Origin of the sequence: Enterobacter cloacae complex sp. AR_0002, from assembly GCF_001922365.1 — a bacterium.
Taxonomy (GTDB): Bacteria; Pseudomonadota; Gammaproteobacteria; order Enterobacterales; family Enterobacteriaceae; genus Enterobacter; species Enterobacter hormaechei_C.
On the sequence record NZ_CP018815.1, the window covers coordinates 110,864 to 128,643 of the forward strand.

A 17,780-nucleotide genomic window follows, 5' to 3' on the forward strand; every position below is an offset into this window, starting at 1 on the left:
TTACTGGTCAACCAGCGCTGATGGTCACCAGTTTCCAGTGATCGTCGTTGCTGACGGCCTCCCAGCCACAGCTTTTCAGCAGCGCATTAAGCCCCTCGGCGCGGCCGCCAATTCTTGCCGGCACAGGTAGCACCTGCGTCCCGTCATCATTAAAACCAATATCCAGCGCGCTTTTCAGCAGACAAATACTGTTCACCGATGCCGATGGCAGAATCTTATTTCGACCGCTCCACTCACTGTCGCTGAGGACGTGATACCCCCAGTCGTACTGCTTCGCCAGTTCCAGCGCGTAGGTCAGGCGAAAAAGGTCGTTCTGCTCAGACAGTTCGCCGGTGCAGCTACGCCAGAGATAATCCAGCTTATGGCGCAGCCGCGCGCGAACGCCGAGCGTACGGCCCTGGTTGAGTATCCAGTCAACATCGGTGGCCACGTCACGAGAAAAGCGACGCTGTTTTTTCACCTGCGCAAACCAGCGGGTGATAAACAGGTTTTCCTGCGACTCCGACGCCACCAGGCCATCTTCCCTGGCAGTCAGCAGGGCGATAAGTGCGCACCATGCCAGGTGACCCGTTTTTTCCATATTTCTCATATCATCACCAGCGCGGGGGGCTGTCCTCTTTCTATTTAAGTTGGCTGCACCTCGTTCACTACACCATGATATACAAAATTTTGGCGGCTTGCCGCTTACAACCCCATCACGGAAATTTCGGCGGTTCCGGCGTACAACCCCATACACCGCAGCCATGACAGCGATCCTGGCGTTGTTGCTGCCGTTGCCGAACGTTACCGGCAGCAGGCAGACAACCACTGGCAGAGTATCCTGAAGAATATCGAAAGAGTGAAGCAGGACTACCGTAAAAATCAGAACAACGAGAGAGCTGAAGGTGATTAACGTTCATTATCAATGCTAATGTATGCGTACATTAGCATTGATATCATGCAGGAGGGTCTGCCGCCTCAGCGCATGGCCCAGGCGTAATGTTTTTCCGCATAATCGTACAGTCGGTAAGAGTTCTGCTCGTCGCCACCAATATAAATACCATTATCCATTATCCCCTCCGCCAGCCGCTGCGTGTACCGGTGCGCAGCCTCATCCAGCTCTGCCCGGCTTCCCCATGTCCCCTGTTGCTTACGCCAGTTCAGCCTCACGGCTTTCAGCAGGCGGCACATCTGCTGGCAGATGAAGTAGCAGGCCACCACGTTGCGCGCATCGCCCACAAAGACCACGTCGCTGTCCGGCCGCATCATTTCGTTCCACAGGTAGATATCGTAGCAGCCCAGCATCATGGCCACCCGCTTTGCGACAAAACCGCCGTACCAGTAATACGCGGTGCGGGGAATGTTCAGCCGGCGGCTCTCGGCAATATTACCGGTATGGAATGACAGCAGGCCAGACTCCGTCAGTTCCCGGACCAGCCCCTCCAGCACCCTGTGCCAGGCACCGGTTTCACTGCGCTCAGACAGTGCTGAAAAGTACCGGCTGACAATGCCGGCAATCTGCTGTTCCGGCACGGCGTCACTATTCTCCGTCTGAAGGGACAGTTTACGGCACAGCTCCTCGCGCTCCACCAGGGCATTCAGCATGGCATCAGTGGTCACGTTCTGTGCGGTGGCCAGCGATGCGACACGTTCACGCAGGTCATCAGAGAGAAAGACGCCAGCTCCGGCGGCAACCGCTGACGGTATCCTGACGCGACGTGATACGGGTTTGTAGATTTCTCCGGTCTCAGGTCTGATTTTCAGGCCAGCTTTAAGCCAGCGGCTCAGCTCCTGGGGAAGGATATCCGGGTTGTCCTTCAGAAAGCGCGCCCGGTTTCCGCGCGCCGTTCCGTACACGCTGTCAATGTAGTCGGTCAGCAACATAACGATATCCACAGAAGTGTTTATAAACACTATCGTTTATATCACATGCATACCGGACTGGCGAGCAGTGCGCAGCCGGTCCACTGAATGGCGCGAAGCGTCATGGAGGCGCCAGCTGATAGTGAATATGGCTCAGTGAGAGACTGGCGCCGTAGCCCGGCGCAGCCGGTTACATTGTTGATAGGTTCCACCAATCCATCCCTTCGCCCTGCCAGACCAAAACCCGCTAAAAACGATACAGAAGCTTCTGTGCGCGGTCGGAGTGGTCACGACAAGGCGGTAGCCGCAGTCGGGGCGTATCTCCGCGTTAGCGGGCCGTCAGGGTCGCTTACGAGCGTGTATACCAGAACTCAAAGCCACACCACCCACAGCAACCACAGGATCTAGTTACAACATCCGCCATTTTAAAGCGATGCATTACCCCGGCCGATGGCCGGGGTGGGGCGGCGCTTTTCAGTGGCGGTCATGTGGGCACTGTTTCGATTGAAGCGTCAGCGTTCTCCGGTGGTCAGAGGCGAGGTTTCTGCTGTTTTGTGGTGTCTGATGCGATGCGGAGGACAGCACGGGTGCGGCTCTCAGGGGATTTACCCGGATGATGTAACTAAATGATGAAGTGTTGCTGACAGGCCCGCCGCATGGCGGCGGGAGGTACCTAATTTCTGAGCGGCGCGAACGCCTGCGGTCGCTGCGAGCGAAGGCATTAATGTGATTATTCACGGAAGTGACACAGATAAAGGATCTCCCTGCTGCTTGTTATGCAGGGGATTAATAACTGGGTTAAGACTGTTTTGCAGATTTCTGTTTATCTGTTTCCGGAATCTGTATGTTATCTGTTTGCGGATTTATGTGGATAAGTATTCAGGCACATGCGCGCTGTGGCCATGACGGCAGCAAAATCATAAGAAAAAGTGTGAAATCAGGTCGGAGACGGACTGAATTGACAACAGTGACTGAAAAAATCCAGCACGAAAAGCCCCGGAGGGGCCGTTTTTAACGCAAATTGTGATTTGCCTGACTAATGAGGCGGAGAAGGGTTCAGTGACAACTCCAGCTGGTACAGATGCCGGACGGCCAGCTGCTCAAGTTTATCTGCAGAATAACCATAGAGCTCGTCTGCCGGCAGCGTTTTCTTCAGCCAGCATGTCATTTCGTAGACCTGACGGTCCCGGGGCATTCTGGCCAGGCGGTTTGCACGCTTACGTGCGGCACCTTTTGCACGGCGATACTGTAGGGCTTCACGACTGCGCTGCTCATACCAGCGTTTACGCGCCCTCAGAACAGAAATCTCCTCATTCTCGCCTAGCAGCCCCTCTTTAATGAGCGCCTGACGTTCCTCGCATTCACGTAGTTTTTTCAGCTGCTGCTCCTGCAGCTTCATCAAATCAACACCCAGCATTTTCCAGCCAACGGGCGTGATCCAGACGTATTTAGGCAGTCGCTTCCGTGATTCCCTGTCCCACAGAGTTTCTTCTGATACGCCAAGTACACCAAAGCGGACCTGCTCGGCAATTAATGCCGAAATCCGGCGTACCGTGACTTCCGTACCGGAAATCACTTCCCCCCGGGCATCTTTCGGGCTGAGTTCTCTGGCCAGTCTGGACACACTCATTCCTACCGTGTGTTTACCGGCATCGCAGAAGCTGACCAGTACCGGCCAGAGCGCATCGAGAAGACGTTGTTTTTCCGGGCGAAAAGCATATCTGCGCCCCGCGCGCTGCCGTTCCTGGACGTAGAAAGGATGCAGTGACATGTGCATGCGAAGTCTGCACTGACCCGTGGCCGGGTCTTTTTCCACCAGACGGTTATAGGCGTGCCCCAGCTGGCCACCCAGCGCCTTATAGTGAGACGGCCGGAACCAGGACGGGTTTTCGCATTTGGGTTTAGTGGAGTGTTCACCGCGACGGCGACGGGTACGTTTCTTCTCCGGAGAAACCAGAAAAGACCCGACGTGACCATCATCAATGCCCTGCCAGAAACGGATCTGTTCTTCCGTATCCAGCTGACTCCAGTGCTGCGGATTGTGTTGTTCAGTCACACCTTCCCGCGCTTATGTTGCACGGAAGGAGCAAATGACACAGAAACGGGTATTGCAGTTTTCTGAGCATAAAACTATACTCCCTGCATAGAGCAACAGCTTCTATGCAGTTTTAATGACAACCCACTTAATCTACGAATCCGCCAAGTTTCAGAAGATTAGTGGGTTTTCTCTTTTCTGGTCCCGGGTAGATACCTCATCAGAACCAGTTCCCTGCCACCTTAAGGCGTGGCCAGCCATCAACATTCTTTAAACGATCATCAATCTAGCATTTAGCTGAATGACTATCAACAAAGTTACTTAGTGACCGAATTATGGGTTGAAAATACGGGCTTTTTCACTCTGAATCCAGCGTTCAATCATCTGAGTCTGAGTCAATCCTGTGGTTTCACACAGCTGGACAAGATCATCTTTAAGTTGTTTATCGATAAAGACATTAATTGCTTTATGCGTTTCTTTTTTACGGGAAACAAACATTTTCTGTTTCTCTGCTCCCGATAAAGGTTGCCTTTTTCGATTGACTCGTTTCGTTTTCGATGAGGAAGTTCCAGCATTTTCAATCTGCGACATCTCTGCCTCCTCAGCAATTCAACATGCATTGTTTGCAGAGGATACTACAGAATTTTTAAATCAGCGACTGACTTTATGGACGTAACCCGCGTTGGCGCACGGTTTACGTCCGGGGATCGTTTAAGGCGTTATCAGTACGTCTGTTTCCAGTCCGTTCCCTTCGACCAGCGTGACGACCAGTGCTGCAGATAGCGTTGAGCAACAACAGGGTCATCCCACACGACCAGCACGTTCTCTGAATTGGCACGATCGGCGGCGCGACTGAAGTTGAACGAACCGACCTCCGTATTACGCCCGTCAGCGATAATCACTTTGTCGTGCAGGATCTTGTAGGTATCCACCGTCCGGACCGGTATACCCGCGCTGATCAGCAGATTCATGGCTGCACGGCTGGCCTTGTTACGCTCGCCGGTATTGGCTTTGTGGTCCAGAACGACTTTCACATCCACGCCCCGGCGTTTTGCTCCGACAAGCGCCCTGACCACCTCCGGAGACGTGAACGAATAGCCCATCAGCCGGATTTCCTGTTGTGCGGTCGTAATGGTTTTCAGAACCAGCTGCAGGGCGGTTCCTTCCGGGGAAAATCCGGTCTCGATGTTCGCGGCATAAACGGCCGGTACGGGTGCGCACAGGCTCAGGCTGACCAGTCCGGGCAGACACCATCTGAGGAGAGTACGATTTACTTTCACAGTATTTCCTTCACTGGATGAATTCAGAAACGCCGGGGGCGGGGGAAACTGGTTTTTCCCCGCCTCCGGGGTTGGACAACGACGCCCTGCGGAGGCGTCAGGCTTTTGTGGTATGACGGAACCAGTAGCATTCCGGCCCCTCCTCCCGTGGATGTACTGAACCAAGAAACCAACCCTTACCGGGCGGAGGAACCAGCTCCCATGCTGAAGCGTCAGGCGGGCCATCATCCCATCCGGCACAGAATGCCTCTGTAGACTCGTCACGCATACTCATCACGAAGCACTCCAGCTTCTGGACGCGCAACCACCACATCAGCTGTGGCGTGGTCTGGCAGCAACTCCGGATTAACGCCGGGTGTGTCCAGTAGCCCCGCGCATCGCGGTCAACCTCTACGGGCACAATCATTTTTCGTCCTCCCGGCGTTCAGTATGCGCTGTCGGTAAAGCTGTGCCGGATGCAGATATTTCGTCGGTTTCAGCTTCACGGTATTTCAGAAACTCACTGACTCGCCTGACCAGTTTCTCTGAGTCCCGGTCGCGCAGCAGCGGGATACCCGCCTGCCTCAGTACCTCTTCCAGCAGGATGTCGCGCCGGATACGCTGTTTTTTAAGATGTGAGGCGTCATCAAGTTCAATCGCGCCAACGACAGCAAAGGTGCGGATATCAACAATGACCACGTCGCAGTGCCACTGAGACGCCATGCGGAAGAGTTGCCACCAGGTCCGGGAACGTGGCCGGATGTGGGGAGCGAGTGTGGCAATATCCGCCACCCGGACCTGCGGGCATAACAGCCAGCGCTTACGGCTGGTATGCCTCAGCAGTGCCCGGTAAAAGTGTTGTTCCCGTGGTGTCATGAGCGAGTCATTTCCCACCCAGACCCGCTGGCGACACAATCGCTGCTCTGCCTCCGAGGGGCGAATACCCAGAGCTTTCAGTGACATCAGGACCGGAGATGTCTTCGTTACGGCCCGTCCTTTCAGAAGCAGAACCAGAAACCCCAGCAGACTCAGCACAACAATGGTACTGCCTGCCATCATTAGTATTTTCGCCATGCTGTTTATTCCTTTGCCTCTGCCGGCAGCCTGTCCAGCAATGCGCGGCGAAAGGCGTTCGGCAATCCTCTCCCGGCCAGAACATCGGCAATCAGAGCCGACATGACGGAAATCAGCAGGACGTAGCGCAGGACAAATCCGGTCTGATGCACAAGGTCTGTGGCGGGCATTTCCCGCAGGGCGCTGAAGACCCGAACAGCATCCTGCGGAAATCCCCAGGCAAGAAAGCACAGACCAGCCAGCATCACCGCCGGCGCGTATATCAGCCCCCGGCTGACGCACCGTTGAACCAGGTCCAGAAGGGCAAGCATCTGACGGCGATACACGTCCGCATCCTGCAGAATTTCCCACTCCAGACGGGCCTTTTCATGGCGCGGCAGCATGGCCACCACCTGAATACCGTCGCGGATATGTACCTGCGGTGAGACCTCCGGCTTTCTCATCCGGTCGGTGTGACGGGTGTACAGGGCAAGCCCGGCCCAGAACAGCGCAACAGACAACGCAACCAGATAAAATTCACTCCCACGGGAAACAGGAGACAACAGAAGCATCAGAACCAGCGCAAGCAAGATGCCGCAGAAATAACAGAACAGCTGCTGCTGTGCGCGCAGAATAAAATATTTAAACATATTGATTCCTTTTTAGATAAAAATAACCTTTACCGCCGTCCTAATTTCATTATCGCCAGACCACAGTTTTCTCATACACCGCTATCACACCTCGCCTGATTAATTCCTCTTTAACGCGACCATAAAGCGCCATGCCTTTTGTATTACCGGACAGGGATTTAATATAGTTCATCAGGGATGAAGTATTCGCCGGGCGGTTCCCTGCAGATTTTTTACTTAATGACTGGACTTTATCGGTCAGGTGCAGCACTTCATCGTTACTGATTACCATAGATGCCGCCTTCGGTTTCTCTGCAGAGCAAGGTGATGATATACGGCAACATCGTCTCCCCGCCCTGCATAGCCCGGCAATGACGCCATCATAGCCTTTATCATTCGAGATAATATGGAATATCGTCTCTTTCGGCGCAGTCGCGCTAAGTCTTCCCAGCTCAAACACCAGATGGAAGTCCACATTATTTTTTGACACATTCGCAACCTGGAATACGCTTATCGATATATCACCTGCATACGTTACAGCTGGAAAACGTATAAACTCCTGCTGAGGCCCGGTAAATAAAATAAGACGTTCATAACGGGACAGACGGACACTTTCAAGTGTACCAATATTTTCATAATCTACGAGAGCAATAATTTTTTCAGTCATCGTCATCCAGAATCTGTCTGCACGGACAGTTATGATGCCGCAGCCTGTAATGCGGCAAATATAAAATGAATACCTGTTGCTATTTCAGGCATACCCTCAGCTAATTTTCGTTCCATCTATTAGCTGAGGATTCCCAGGTATAATTATCAGGATTGGGTAAATATAATTAAAGGGTCTGACTCATCTTTCGTTCAGCTCGCAGCAGCTCCTTCATCATGCGCTCACTGGCGTACTGCGCTTCTTCAGCAGTGACGGTGGCCACAGCATTTCCCTGCAGGTCATAGCGGGAGGCCCCCACCTTCATCCGGGACAGATAGCCCGCAGACCGGGTCAGACTCTTCAGGCACTTAATCACCTGTTTATGCGACAGCGGCAGGTCGCGGTTCACAATGTCGGCAAACAGCTGTTCGCGCATGCCCGTCGCCAGCAGACGGGGGGAGTTTCCGTCGAACAGCTGTGGCCAGAACGCCTTCAGGGTCATAATGGCCTGTTCCGGCGGCAGCAGGCGAAGATAACGCACCGGAGGTGGCGTCTTTACTGCTTTAACCGGCGCCGGCGCCGCGTTACGCGCGGCGGCTTCTGCCGCTTGTTTAACCTTCTCAAGTTTCTCTTTCTTTGCCTTCCAGGCCGGCGGGGACGAAACCACCACGACCTTCTTACGGCGCACCACACCAGGGACAGGTGTCGCCTCCGCGGGTGCCGTACTGTTCTCCGCCGGTTTTCGTTTCAGGCTCAGTACAGGGCGTTTTTCTTCACTCATAAGGGGCCATATCAATAAAAGCTACAGGTCTGAGGTATACGATACGCTAACGGTATCATCGTTTCACCTCGCAATGCAGTGGACACAACGATGATGTCCCCTTTGTCACGTTTACGGGCAATGTGCCCGCCCCCCGGACCTGTGTCCGGTTTTTTTTTACATCGAGACGACAATACCCAGTACCGCCAGGTGAACGGCATAGAACATCACGAAGAACTGCCGTGGCCAGAAGCGTTTCACACGTTCTCCGGCAGATGAACACACCATCAGCGCCAGCAGCGCAATCGCCAGCCCGGCCACTGATTCACTCAGGTCATTCATATTCATCAGCAACACCATGAGGGCCCACAACACCCCGTATCCCAGCCGTTCCGGTGCATGCTGTGCGCGACAAAGCAGCCAGCTGGCGGTGAGCATACCCACTCCGGCCATGCCGTAGCTGGCGGTCGACAGGGGTATCCAGGCGACCAGCAGTCCAGCCGCCGGGAGGGTGTAAGACCAGGACGGCTGGCTGACCCACCGCAGGACCTGGCCCGTAACGGCAAAGGCAAACAGAATATTCCCGGTATACCACGGGTACCCGATGAGCATAAACGACACCTGGGCAACCAGCGCCCAGACCCACAGGCTGTTGAGCTGCGACTGGCGTATTTCCGCGTGCCGGGCCAGATTCATTCCCCATGCCAGACCGAACAGTGGAAAACAGCCCCGTCCCAGCAGGCGCATCACTTCATTGTTTCCGGCCAGCAGTAAGCCGGTGTGGTCAGTCACCATCAGTACCAGTGCGACCGTTTTAATCATATCCGTTTGTCCCGGTGTCCAGGTCAGCAGGCGATGAAGCCAGCGGTCTGTCGCACCTGGAAATGTGTGTTGTGCTCTCATGTTTTTTTTCCTTTTAGCGCTCCGGCAGACTGCCCGATTTTAATCGGGGAGGCTGCCGGAGCAGACAAGCCGCAGGCGCGTCAGTCGCCCCCGAGGGTTTTCTCGCGGTTAAGGTCACGAACCATGTCCCGCTCCACAGCCTGCAGACGCTCACGCTGCAGACGTTCTGAGGCCACCTGCTGAATCGCCTCCTCCTGGCGCCGGAACTGAGGATCATCCGGTAGCGTCGTTTTCTCCGTACCCGGCCGGTCACGCTCCAGTCCGCGAATGACGTCCCCGATAACCTCTTTCACCCGGTCCGCCGGCTCGCCGGCTTTACGCGCCTCCCCGGCCACTTCCCGGGCAGTCTGTTCCGCCTGTTTTTCCATTTCCCGGCGCTGCTGTTCTTCTGCCGCCCGCTGTGCCAGTACCTCTGGCGGGAGGATAATGTCAGCCCCGGCCTGCGGTACCGGAGCCACCGGCGCCGGTTCAGCCCATACCCGCCCACCGGTCATGGCCCCGGGGTTCCAGGGGCGGTCATCACCGGCCAGCCGCACCACCACCCCGGTATCGGGATTGTCGCGGGCCATTCTGACGCCCTCCCCCATATTCCCGGCCAGCAGGCTTTCACCGTTGCGGCTGTTCTGCAGCGCCACGAACCGGGCGTCTTCATTGCCCATAATTCGTCCCTCTCCGCCGATAGCCTCCAGCCGTCCGTCCCGATCGGTCAGCGGGCTGAGCCAGATACCGGCGGCTTTCCCGTTTTTATCAAATGCCGGCAGCGCCACATGCGGCTGAGGGTACTTTTTCCCCGGAGAAATGAATTTTCCTGGTGAACTTCCCTGTGCCAGACCGGACTGCTGCAGGGCTGCCCGGCCCGCGGCGGTTTCATCCAGTGGCCTTGCCCGCCCGAACAGCAGATCGGCTGTTTTCACCGCCCGGTCGTTACGGGGTTCAAGAATATCGTGCGCCGTCGCTTTCTCAGGTGAATGCTTGATGGCCTTTATCCAGCCCTCACGGTTGTCGGTGTAGACCTGAACATGCTGTTTCATGCGGGATAACGCCACATAGGCAGACTCAAAGCTGGCCATCTGTTCCCGACCACCGGCCACCCCTTCCAGCGCGATGGCATACGGTTCGCTGGCCCCCTGGGCGCCGTGGGCCGTAATGGCGTAGGCGAGGTCGATATGCTGCTGCGCCTGATCCGCCTTCGGGGTCAGCGTACGGGTGAGTTTGCCATCAGACAGCGTGACACTGTCACCCGAAACAGACTGCACCTCCCAGATACTGTTGGCCACATAGCCGCGCTCCGGGTCACTTTTGCTGAAGCGCATTCGGTCCCCCTGAGACACGGTTATCTTTTCCTGACGATAGAGCGTGACGCCTTCTGCCGATGCCTCCCGGGGTGAGATATATCGCTCCTTTCCTTCACTGTCTGTCAGGGTGATCAGCTGATTAGCCTTATCCACCTTGCTGATACGGTGGTATACGTTATCAACCAGCGCCACCGCCTCCTTGTGAGCCGTCCAGGTCGACAGTTTGCGCAGTTCACCGTCACGGATGTTACTCGTGACCAGCACCGGCAGGGTGATTTCCTCTTTGCCGGTTTCCCCGTTCTCCCGCCGTGCGTCATGGATCAGACTGTTCAGCGCCCGCCGGTCCTTATTCAGATGGGTGATCACCAGCGTCTGCGACTGTGCCTCCGGGGTCCGTCCGGTATAGTCCTTCACCAGCGCCTCGTAGAGCGTCGCGGGCTGACCTTCCGGCAGGGTTTTCCCCTCGCTCAGCGCCTTTTCTATCGCCTTTTCCTGCTTTGGCGTGAATTCCACCACAGAACTGCCCGGCGCCCAGGCGCCTTCTTTTCTCGGCACCTGCTCCGGCGTGACCTGCTCGATGGTGGTCAGGGCGCGGTGCACATCCCGCTCAATCAGGCTGTAGACCGCCGGTCGCAGCTCAGGCATCTGGCGTACAATCTCTTTCATGATGGCAACGTCGGCGGCGCTGCGCTGCTGCGTCAGCCTGAACGGCTGGCCCGGCGCGATGGGCGGCAGCTGGTCGTTATCCCCACTGGACACCGCCCGCCCACCGCCGGCGACGATGAGGGAGTGGGCTTTTGCCATATCGGCCAGCCCCACCATTGAGCTCTCGTCGAGCAGGAACAGGGTGTTGCTGAAATCGGGTGTCTGGCCATTGCGCTGCAGCAGCTGCGTGTCGTGGAGGAACGACGCCGTCGTGCGCGCCTCCACGCCGGCACTCTGCATTTCCCCGACCGCGCGATGCGTCGGCGCCAGACCGATGACGCGCGGACGGGTCTCTTCCGGCAGCAGACTGATGGCACTCATGACTGCCCGGAACTGGGTGGTTTTCCCCACCCCGGCATACCCCTGAACCACCGTGAACCGATCCGTGCTTTCCAGAATCATCCGGGTCGCCGCCCGCTGTCCGGCGGTCAGGTCCGTCATCAGACTGGCCGGCACGCGGTCCATCAGGGGGGCCACCGCGCCTTTACCTTCCAGCACGTGGGTCAGGATGCTTTTTTCGGCGTCCCAGGTCTGACGGGAAATCAGCAGGTCATTGCCGTAGCCGTGCGCCACCGGTACATTCAGCAACTGCCCCGACCTGATTTGTGCCTGAATGGTCGTGTCGATGTCCGCCATCGAAACCTTCCCGCCCCCGGTTTCCATTGCCGTCGCCAGCAACTGGGGCCGGGAGAAGGTCAGGTCCTGGCTCTCAAGCAGCGGGATGGCCAGGTGAATGGCCTGTTCTGCCGGGGTATGCAGTCCGGCCTTCTGCTGCGCAATGGCCGCATCCAGGTCCGTCTCGCCGGATCGGGCCTTCAGCTGCTCTGAGACCACGCTGAAGGCGGTATGCCGCGACAGCTTCTCCGTCGTGCGCGCCGCATCCTGCGCCGAGTACAGCCGGAGGTGACTTCCGCTCTGCGCCAGCTGGTTGAGGGTGGCGTTATCCAGCTCACGCTGCGTCACCGACGCAAAGACCGTTGCCGTCTCGCTAACCGACCGGCCGGGACTTTCCACCCAGCCGTGGCCGATTTTAATACCGTCAAACACGCCCGCGCCCACGGCCAGGGTCTGCGTGGTTTTCTGCCCCGGCCGCTGTACCGTCAGCTGCCCCTCCTCCACTTTCATCACCGTGACGCTCTCCCCGCCCTTCAGGCGTGTGTCCGGTATCTTCCCGAGCACCGCCAGACGTTCCCCCTCTGCCACCGGCAGTGTCTCTGCCCGGAACAGCGTCCACTGGCTGTCGACCGCGGAAACCTTCAGATCCAGACGGCCCCCGTCCCGGTCTTTAAGGGTCAGCATATTGCTGCTCGCGGTCACCCGGTCAATGACAAAGCGATCGTGCGTCCGGGTCTCCGGATCCCAGCGTTCCATCACCATCCCCTCCCGGTAATAATCCCGCACGCCCCGGCTTTTGCTGTCCAGCCACACCGGCGTCAGGGCTGTAATGGTCGTGTCTTTCTCACCCAGCACCCCCTCCTGTCTGAGGGAGTCACGGATGAGGCCGTTGAGTACGCTCTGTTCACGCGTCCCGCTGATTTGGGCCACGCTTTCCTGCCCTTCACGCACGCTGACGGCAAACTCCTGTGCCAGCCGGCTGTAGCGTGCTCCTTTATCCGGTTCACTGATGATGTCGGCGGTGGTCTGATGGCCACCCTGCCAGCGATACGTATTCACGCCGCTGTCCTTCAGCACCGTCAGCGCGCTGCCGGTCCCGCTGCGCTTCCCGCTGTCGGAGAGCAGGACCTGCACGTTATGGCGCATCGCGCCATCGAGCAGGGAAATCGTTTCCTTCAGGCTCAGCTTCTCCGCCTGATCCACGATGAGTGTTCCGCCCGGAATAAACGCCGTTCCGTCCTGCAGGGCGGATTTACCGGTCACCGTTTCCCCGGCCAGACGCACATCACCGGCGAGAAAATCACGTGAGCGGTTATCGGCCGCCAGGATATGGACGTCACGCCCCTGCTCCCGGGCCATCAGGGTTAACTCGGCCACCCGCTCCCGCTGGCCGGTTGCACCGCCCTGACCGGAAACGATACCCATTACCGGGCGATCCTGCGCCAGCACGCTGACGGCATCGCTGAAAGGAACCTGGCGCACCACAGACGCATCGGGCGTGACGGAGACATGATTCTGGCGCTGCACCTCCTGACTCAGGGCTTTGACGGCGAGTTCATCGAGAACGTGGATGTTTGAGGTGAACAGGCCTTTCTCGCGATCGAGAGGGATAAGCTGCTCCCGTTCAATGGCGGCATCGATGCCCTTTCTCGCCAGCTCAAACACACCGTCCTTCGCCTCCAGCTGGCCGACCGTGCGTGCCAGCAGGTCGGCATACGTGAACTGCACCTTGCGGTCGCTGAGACCGGCAATCGCTTTCGTCACCACATCCGTGATATCCGGACCGTCAGTGTTCACCGGCGCGGCAGGTGCACGGGCCAGCTCTGCGGCTCGCGCATCGGCGGCCTCACGGTACCCCCGGATGTCAAACCCGGTCTCCTTCAGCGTGTTCATCCACTCCACCATCTTCTCTGCCGGATCGATGGCTTCTTTCGACTTGCGGGTATCGAGCGCGGCCACATCCCGTGACTTCAGGGAGGCATCGGGCCCTGCGGCCTCCCTGACCTCCTGAGACCGGGTGGAGAACGGTTCCACAGGGACCCCTTTCATCTCCCACATCCCGTGTTTGCCCACAACTTCCGTCTCATAGCCAAGCTTCTCAACCAGGGGTTTGAACGCCTCCCGGTAAAGCTTCCCGAACGCTATCTGGTTCGCGTACACGTTCTCGATAAAACCTGTTTTACCGATCTTATCTGTGCCGAGAGACTGCCATTTGTCCCCGTTCTGCGTGGCGTTAATGACGACGGCATGGGTGTGTATCTGAGGTTCCTGGTTACGGTTCGTGTCGTGGTTGAATTTCGCCACAATCAGATTTCCGGTCAGCACCGTTTCGCTTTTACCGTCCGTCATGACCCGGGTCGCGGCCAGCGTCTCCAGTTGCCGCACCGCTTCGGTTACCGCCTGGTTGTGGGCATCGATAAGGCGTTTATCGCCGCCCAGCATCGCCATGACCGACACGCTTTTGGGGGCCGAGAAGGTCAGGTCATAACCGGGCCGGTGCCTGTTGGCGCCGTCCTGTATCCGGGTCAGGTCGCTGCCATCCGGCAGCTTCCCTTTCAGCAGTTCCGTAAACAGCGCCTTATCCACGGCTTTCCCGTCGATCCCCAGCGCCTCAGCCCCCTTACCCTGCCAGCGTTCGTCCATGCTCCCGATGACGTAGTAATTATCCTTATCCGTATAGTAATTACCGGCACTGCCCGCTGATTTAACGGAGCCAATCGACATCATCAGAAGTTCCCTCCAATCTCGACATCATCCTGTTCATCGTGGCGGTGGCTGTGGTTGATATTGACCTCTTCACGCCGCTGCATATCCCGCTGTGTCTGCTCATCTGCCAGCCAGGCGTCATACGCCTGCATGTCCTCGATGACACCGTCCTCGTTCATGCCGGCCGGCAGCATGTCCTGTCCCTGTTCCGCAGACTGCTGCGCCAGCTCCTGTTCTGTCCCGCCTGCAGCTGCAGCAGGGGTACCGGCAGAGGATGCTGTTGCGGCTGCAGCGGCAGCAGCGGCTGCTTTTGGCTTGATCAACGGTACGGTCGTGAGCCGCAGGACGGAAGGCTCCGTTGCTCTGACGGAAGGTTCCTCTGCCGGCATCTTCGTTGTCGGCGGCGCTTTTACCGGTGCCGGAGATACTGTCATGTCTGCTGGCGCAGGCTGACTGACCGGCTCAGGTTGTTCACCGGCGTGACTGTTTGTATCAGCGGGCCCGGATGCCGGCGCATCCGGCGTGAAAAGTGCCCTGGCAAGACTGCCTTCAGCTTCCCGCGCTTCAAGCAACGCACTGAGCCGCGCATCCACCCGCGCATCGAGAGTGCGAGGAATAAATCCCTCGGCAATTTTCGGACGCGGTTTGTATTTGAGGGCCAGTTTCACGGCCGGATACGGCCCGGGCAGCGTGACATAGCAGGACAGGTCAGGCAGCGTCTGAATATCGGAGTAACTGACCAGCGTTTCCCGCTCTTTTTCTTTCCCGGTCGATACACCATCACGCACCGGGTCAGCACCGTAGGAGTACTGCTCGCTGGCCTTGAGGATTTCCTTCTCACCAATTTCACCGGCAGCAAACTCCGCAATCTCTTTACTCGGGGAGCGGAAGAAGGCCCGGGTGTTCATCACGTCAAAGAGCGTGGCGGCAGGCTTAACGCCATAGATGTCTTCCAGCTGGGCATAAGACTGAATACCGAACACATAACAACCACCAAATTTACGCGCCTCCGGGAGGATTTCGACCAGGTCCGGCAGCTTGTGCAGCGTGGGAAGTTCGTCAGCGAAGATCCACACACGCCGGTTACGGTTCTCGCCCATCGCCAGGAGGCCGCGGATGGCAATCGACAGCCACATCGAGATAACCGGCTTCAGGGAGGCATGGGTGTCAGCATTGGAGGAGATAAACAGCCAGCCATTGGGTCGGTCCTCACGGACGCCGCGCATCCAGTCCCGGATAGTGAACGGCTCGCCGTTCTTCTCAATGCCCTGCAGGTAGCGAATAGCCTTGACGTAGTTGGTCAGCACAGCTCGAATGGAGATGGCGGTTTTCTCAATTTTCTCTTCAACCAGGTTCGCTGCCGGCGTGTTCTGCAGATAGGCGCGCAGCTTGTCGATCTTAATGGACAGCATGGTATCGACCAGCTTCTCGTAGCTCCGATCGTCGTCTTCGCGCATCAGATACGCGCCTTCGGCAAAGATAGTGCGACCGGAGCCCTGCCAGAACGGATCTTCTTTGGTACCCATCGGGATAAGGGTGTTGGAGATGTTGTCGAAGTCCGGCAGCGTCAGGCACTCTTTCCACAAATCCCAGGCTGCACAGCGCGAGTCCAGCGGGTTGAGGATTTTATCCAGTGACGGGTCGTAATAGCTTTTGACGAACTCACAGGAGCGATCGTAAATGATGGCCATATCGCCCCGGGCACGCACGTAGTTCAGTAGCCGGCGTATAACTTCGGATTTACCGGAACCCACGGTACCGTGGAGGCAGAAGTTCTGAATTTCGGAGTTTTTAAGAATAGGCAGGTCGCCAATCTTAATATCGGAGGCCACTCCATCACGCTTCATCTGGCGGGCCACTTCTTTGGGCTTATCGGAAAGCTGGCGCCCGCCGGTGTTCTCATCCTCACTCTGCTGTTTCCCCTGGCGGCCCAGCACCCAGCTGGCGATGAAGAACGTCACGATACAGATAACAAGAGAAACCACGGCAGCAAAGGCGAAACCAGTCCACAGCTGCTCTCCGCACCAGATAGTATATTTATCGGCCAGGATTTGTTCTGAGGTATATTCCAGCGACTGGCCGTAATACTGAATGGTGTATACCGGCTGGGAACGAATAATATCGCGCATCGGACCCAGCGTCGTACACCACCAGTATACGCAGCCGTTCACAAAGGTTTGCCAGCTGAGCCGGTACATCAGCATCAGTCCGCACAGCACCCAGAATAAAATAAACAGCACGTAGAAAATAATATTGGCAATCTGACCAAACATGCGAAAGCGCATATTGGCGATCTGACCGCCCTGCGTCATATCTTTGGCATTGAAACTCATGGCACTAATCCGTCAGTAAAGTATTAGGGTCGGAAGGACAAATTAATCAGCGGAAATACACCGGCACAGAAAACAGGATTACAGTCATGCCCGGATCCATAGATGACCAGGCCGGATACTTATTGCTATTAAGAGGTTATGCAGAAGGAATAGCCCTCTGAGCCAGGGCAGTGCCCGCCTTTAATATACGACTTCGCCACCTGCCGTCCGGCCTCATCGACCAGGGCATGCAGTGTGGATGGCAATGTTTCAGCCGTGTACTGCAGGCAGACGCAGTAGCATTTCACCGGAGGTTTAATCATATCCGGACGTTCAAACCAGCCGGTCGACGGGAAAATCCGTGTGCCGAAGAGCCTGTCAGAAGGAAACTGAGTCTGCACGGACCAGGCAAACACGTCGTCAGCGCTGTCGCGGCGATTGACGCCGGGGATATACAGATTTTCTGCTTCGCGGACAACACGGGAGGCAAGAGAGGACAAGGCGGAGTCATCCGTGCTGGCCGGGCCTTCCACACATATGGAAAGATGGAAGTATTCCGGTTTGCTCTGTGCTTCTGGCTTTGTATCGGGAATAACTGACACCGTGTCTCGCTTACGCCCCGTGGAAGACGTCATTAATTTTCTAAAAAATACACCTGCAATGAAAACAAGTAGAAGAATAACTAACGCGCTGCAGATATACATGAAGTGGTCACTGAAGAGAGAACAGACCTCGCAATGTGACAGGGAATAACTTTCCCCCACTGCAGGATGTGGGTAAATATCGCCAGGCATCAGTTCATGTGTATTAAGAGACCTGACAGGCTCAGATATTGTCATAAATAACCTCTGTTCAAATAAAGACGAAAAACTCCGCCGAAGGCGGCAACGCCTCACAGATGCACAAATAAATTGCGCAACTGTTCACCGTTTAGATGTGGAATTAACTGATTATTTGACGAATGAATTCTGACACGCCAGAAAGGTGATGCCAGTCTGGCCCGGAGTACCCGGGCCGTGG

At 56.7% G+C, this 17,780-nt stretch carries 15 protein-coding genes; all 15 read right to left on the reverse strand.

Translation table 11 applies throughout. The annotated features are described in order from the left end of the window. Positions 1-7 precede the first annotated feature (7 nt). Entirely contained in the window at positions 8-589 is a 582-nt protein-coding gene (locus AM329_RS24970) for a DUF2913 family protein (protein ID WP_032408940.1), read from the reverse strand. 368 nt (positions 590-957) lie between these two features. After that, positions 958-1,863, reverse strand: a complete 906-nt coding sequence (locus AM329_RS24980) for a hypothetical protein (RefSeq protein WP_022644917.1) — start codon at positions 1,861-1,863, stop codon at positions 958-960. 1,015 nt (positions 1,864-2,878) lie between these two features. Continuing rightward, positions 2,879-3,898, reverse strand: a complete 1,020-nt coding sequence (gene repA, locus AM329_RS24990) for a plasmid replication initiator RepA (RefSeq protein WP_032408924.1) — start codon at positions 3,896-3,898, stop codon at positions 2,879-2,881. Further along, positions 3,891-3,968 carry a RepA leader peptide Tap gene (tap, locus tag AM329_RS26390; protein ID WP_011201829.1) on the reverse strand — a complete coding sequence of 26 codons (78 nt, stop codon included), beginning with the start codon at positions 3,966-3,968 and terminating at the stop codon, positions 3,891-3,893. Before tap ends, repA begins: the two co-directional genes overlap by 8 nt. Positions 3,969-4,210: 242 nt before the next feature. Further along, on the reverse strand, positions 4,211-4,468 hold the full coding sequence (locus tag AM329_RS25005) for a replication regulatory protein RepA (protein ID WP_022644919.1): 258 nt from the start codon (positions 4,466-4,468) through the stop codon (positions 4,211-4,213). Positions 4,469-4,599: 131 nt separating this feature from the next. Next, positions 4,600-5,157 (reverse strand): phospholipase D family protein, encoded by a 558-nt coding sequence (locus tag AM329_RS25010; protein ID WP_022644920.1) that lies wholly within the window; start codon positions 5,155-5,157, stop codon positions 4,600-4,602. Between the two features lie 97 nt (positions 5,158-5,254). Further along, positions 5,255-5,563: a hypothetical protein gene (locus AM329_RS25015; RefSeq protein ID WP_022644921.1), complete on the reverse strand. Its 309-nt coding sequence runs from the start codon at positions 5,561-5,563 to the stop codon at positions 5,255-5,257. Next, positions 5,560-6,210, reverse strand: coding sequence for a DUF2726 domain-containing protein (locus AM329_RS25020; protein ID WP_022644922.1), 651 nt, complete (start codon positions 6,208-6,210; stop codon positions 5,560-5,562). The genes AM329_RS25015 and AM329_RS25020 overlap by 4 nt, the downstream gene beginning before the upstream one ends. A 5-nt stretch (positions 6,211-6,215) precedes the next feature. Then, positions 6,216-6,839 carry a hypothetical protein gene (locus tag AM329_RS25025; protein WP_022644923.1) on the reverse strand — a complete coding sequence of 208 codons (624 nt, stop codon included), beginning with the start codon at positions 6,837-6,839 and terminating at the stop codon, positions 6,216-6,218. Between the two features lie 49 nt (positions 6,840-6,888). Beyond that, the gene (locus AM329_RS25755; RefSeq protein ID WP_072216873.1) at positions 6,889-7,491 is read right to left on the reverse strand and encodes a PIN domain-containing protein; all 603 of its coding nucleotides are present in this window, start codon (positions 7,489-7,491) and stop codon (positions 6,889-6,891) included. 160 nt (positions 7,492-7,651) lie between these two features. Then, positions 7,652-8,245 carry a fertility inhibition protein FinO gene (locus tag AM329_RS25035; RefSeq protein ID WP_022644924.1) on the reverse strand — a complete coding sequence of 198 codons (594 nt, stop codon included), beginning with the start codon at positions 8,243-8,245 and terminating at the stop codon, positions 7,652-7,654. Between the two features lie 156 nt (positions 8,246-8,401). Further along, a complete protein-coding gene (gene traX, locus AM329_RS25040) occupies positions 8,402-9,127 on the reverse strand; it encodes a type-F conjugative transfer system pilin acetylase TraX (protein ID WP_032072081.1) in 726 nt (241 codons plus the stop codon). 80 nt (positions 9,128-9,207) lie between these two features. Further along, positions 9,208-14,469, reverse strand: a complete 5,262-nt coding sequence (gene traI / locus AM329_RS25045) for a conjugative transfer relaxase/helicase TraI (protein WP_022644926.1) — start codon at positions 14,467-14,469, stop codon at positions 9,208-9,210. Then, on the reverse strand, positions 14,469-16,781 hold the full coding sequence (gene traD, locus AM329_RS25050; protein WP_032072078.1) for a type IV conjugative transfer system coupling protein TraD: 2,313 nt from the start codon (positions 16,779-16,781) through the stop codon (positions 14,469-14,471). Before traD ends, traI begins: the two co-directional genes overlap by 1 nt. A gap of 128 nt (positions 16,782-16,909) precedes the next feature. Further along, a complete protein-coding gene (locus AM329_RS25995) occupies positions 16,910-17,599 on the reverse strand; it encodes a hypothetical protein (protein ID WP_022644928.1) in 690 nt (229 codons plus the stop codon). Positions 17,600-17,780 lie beyond the last annotated feature (181 nt).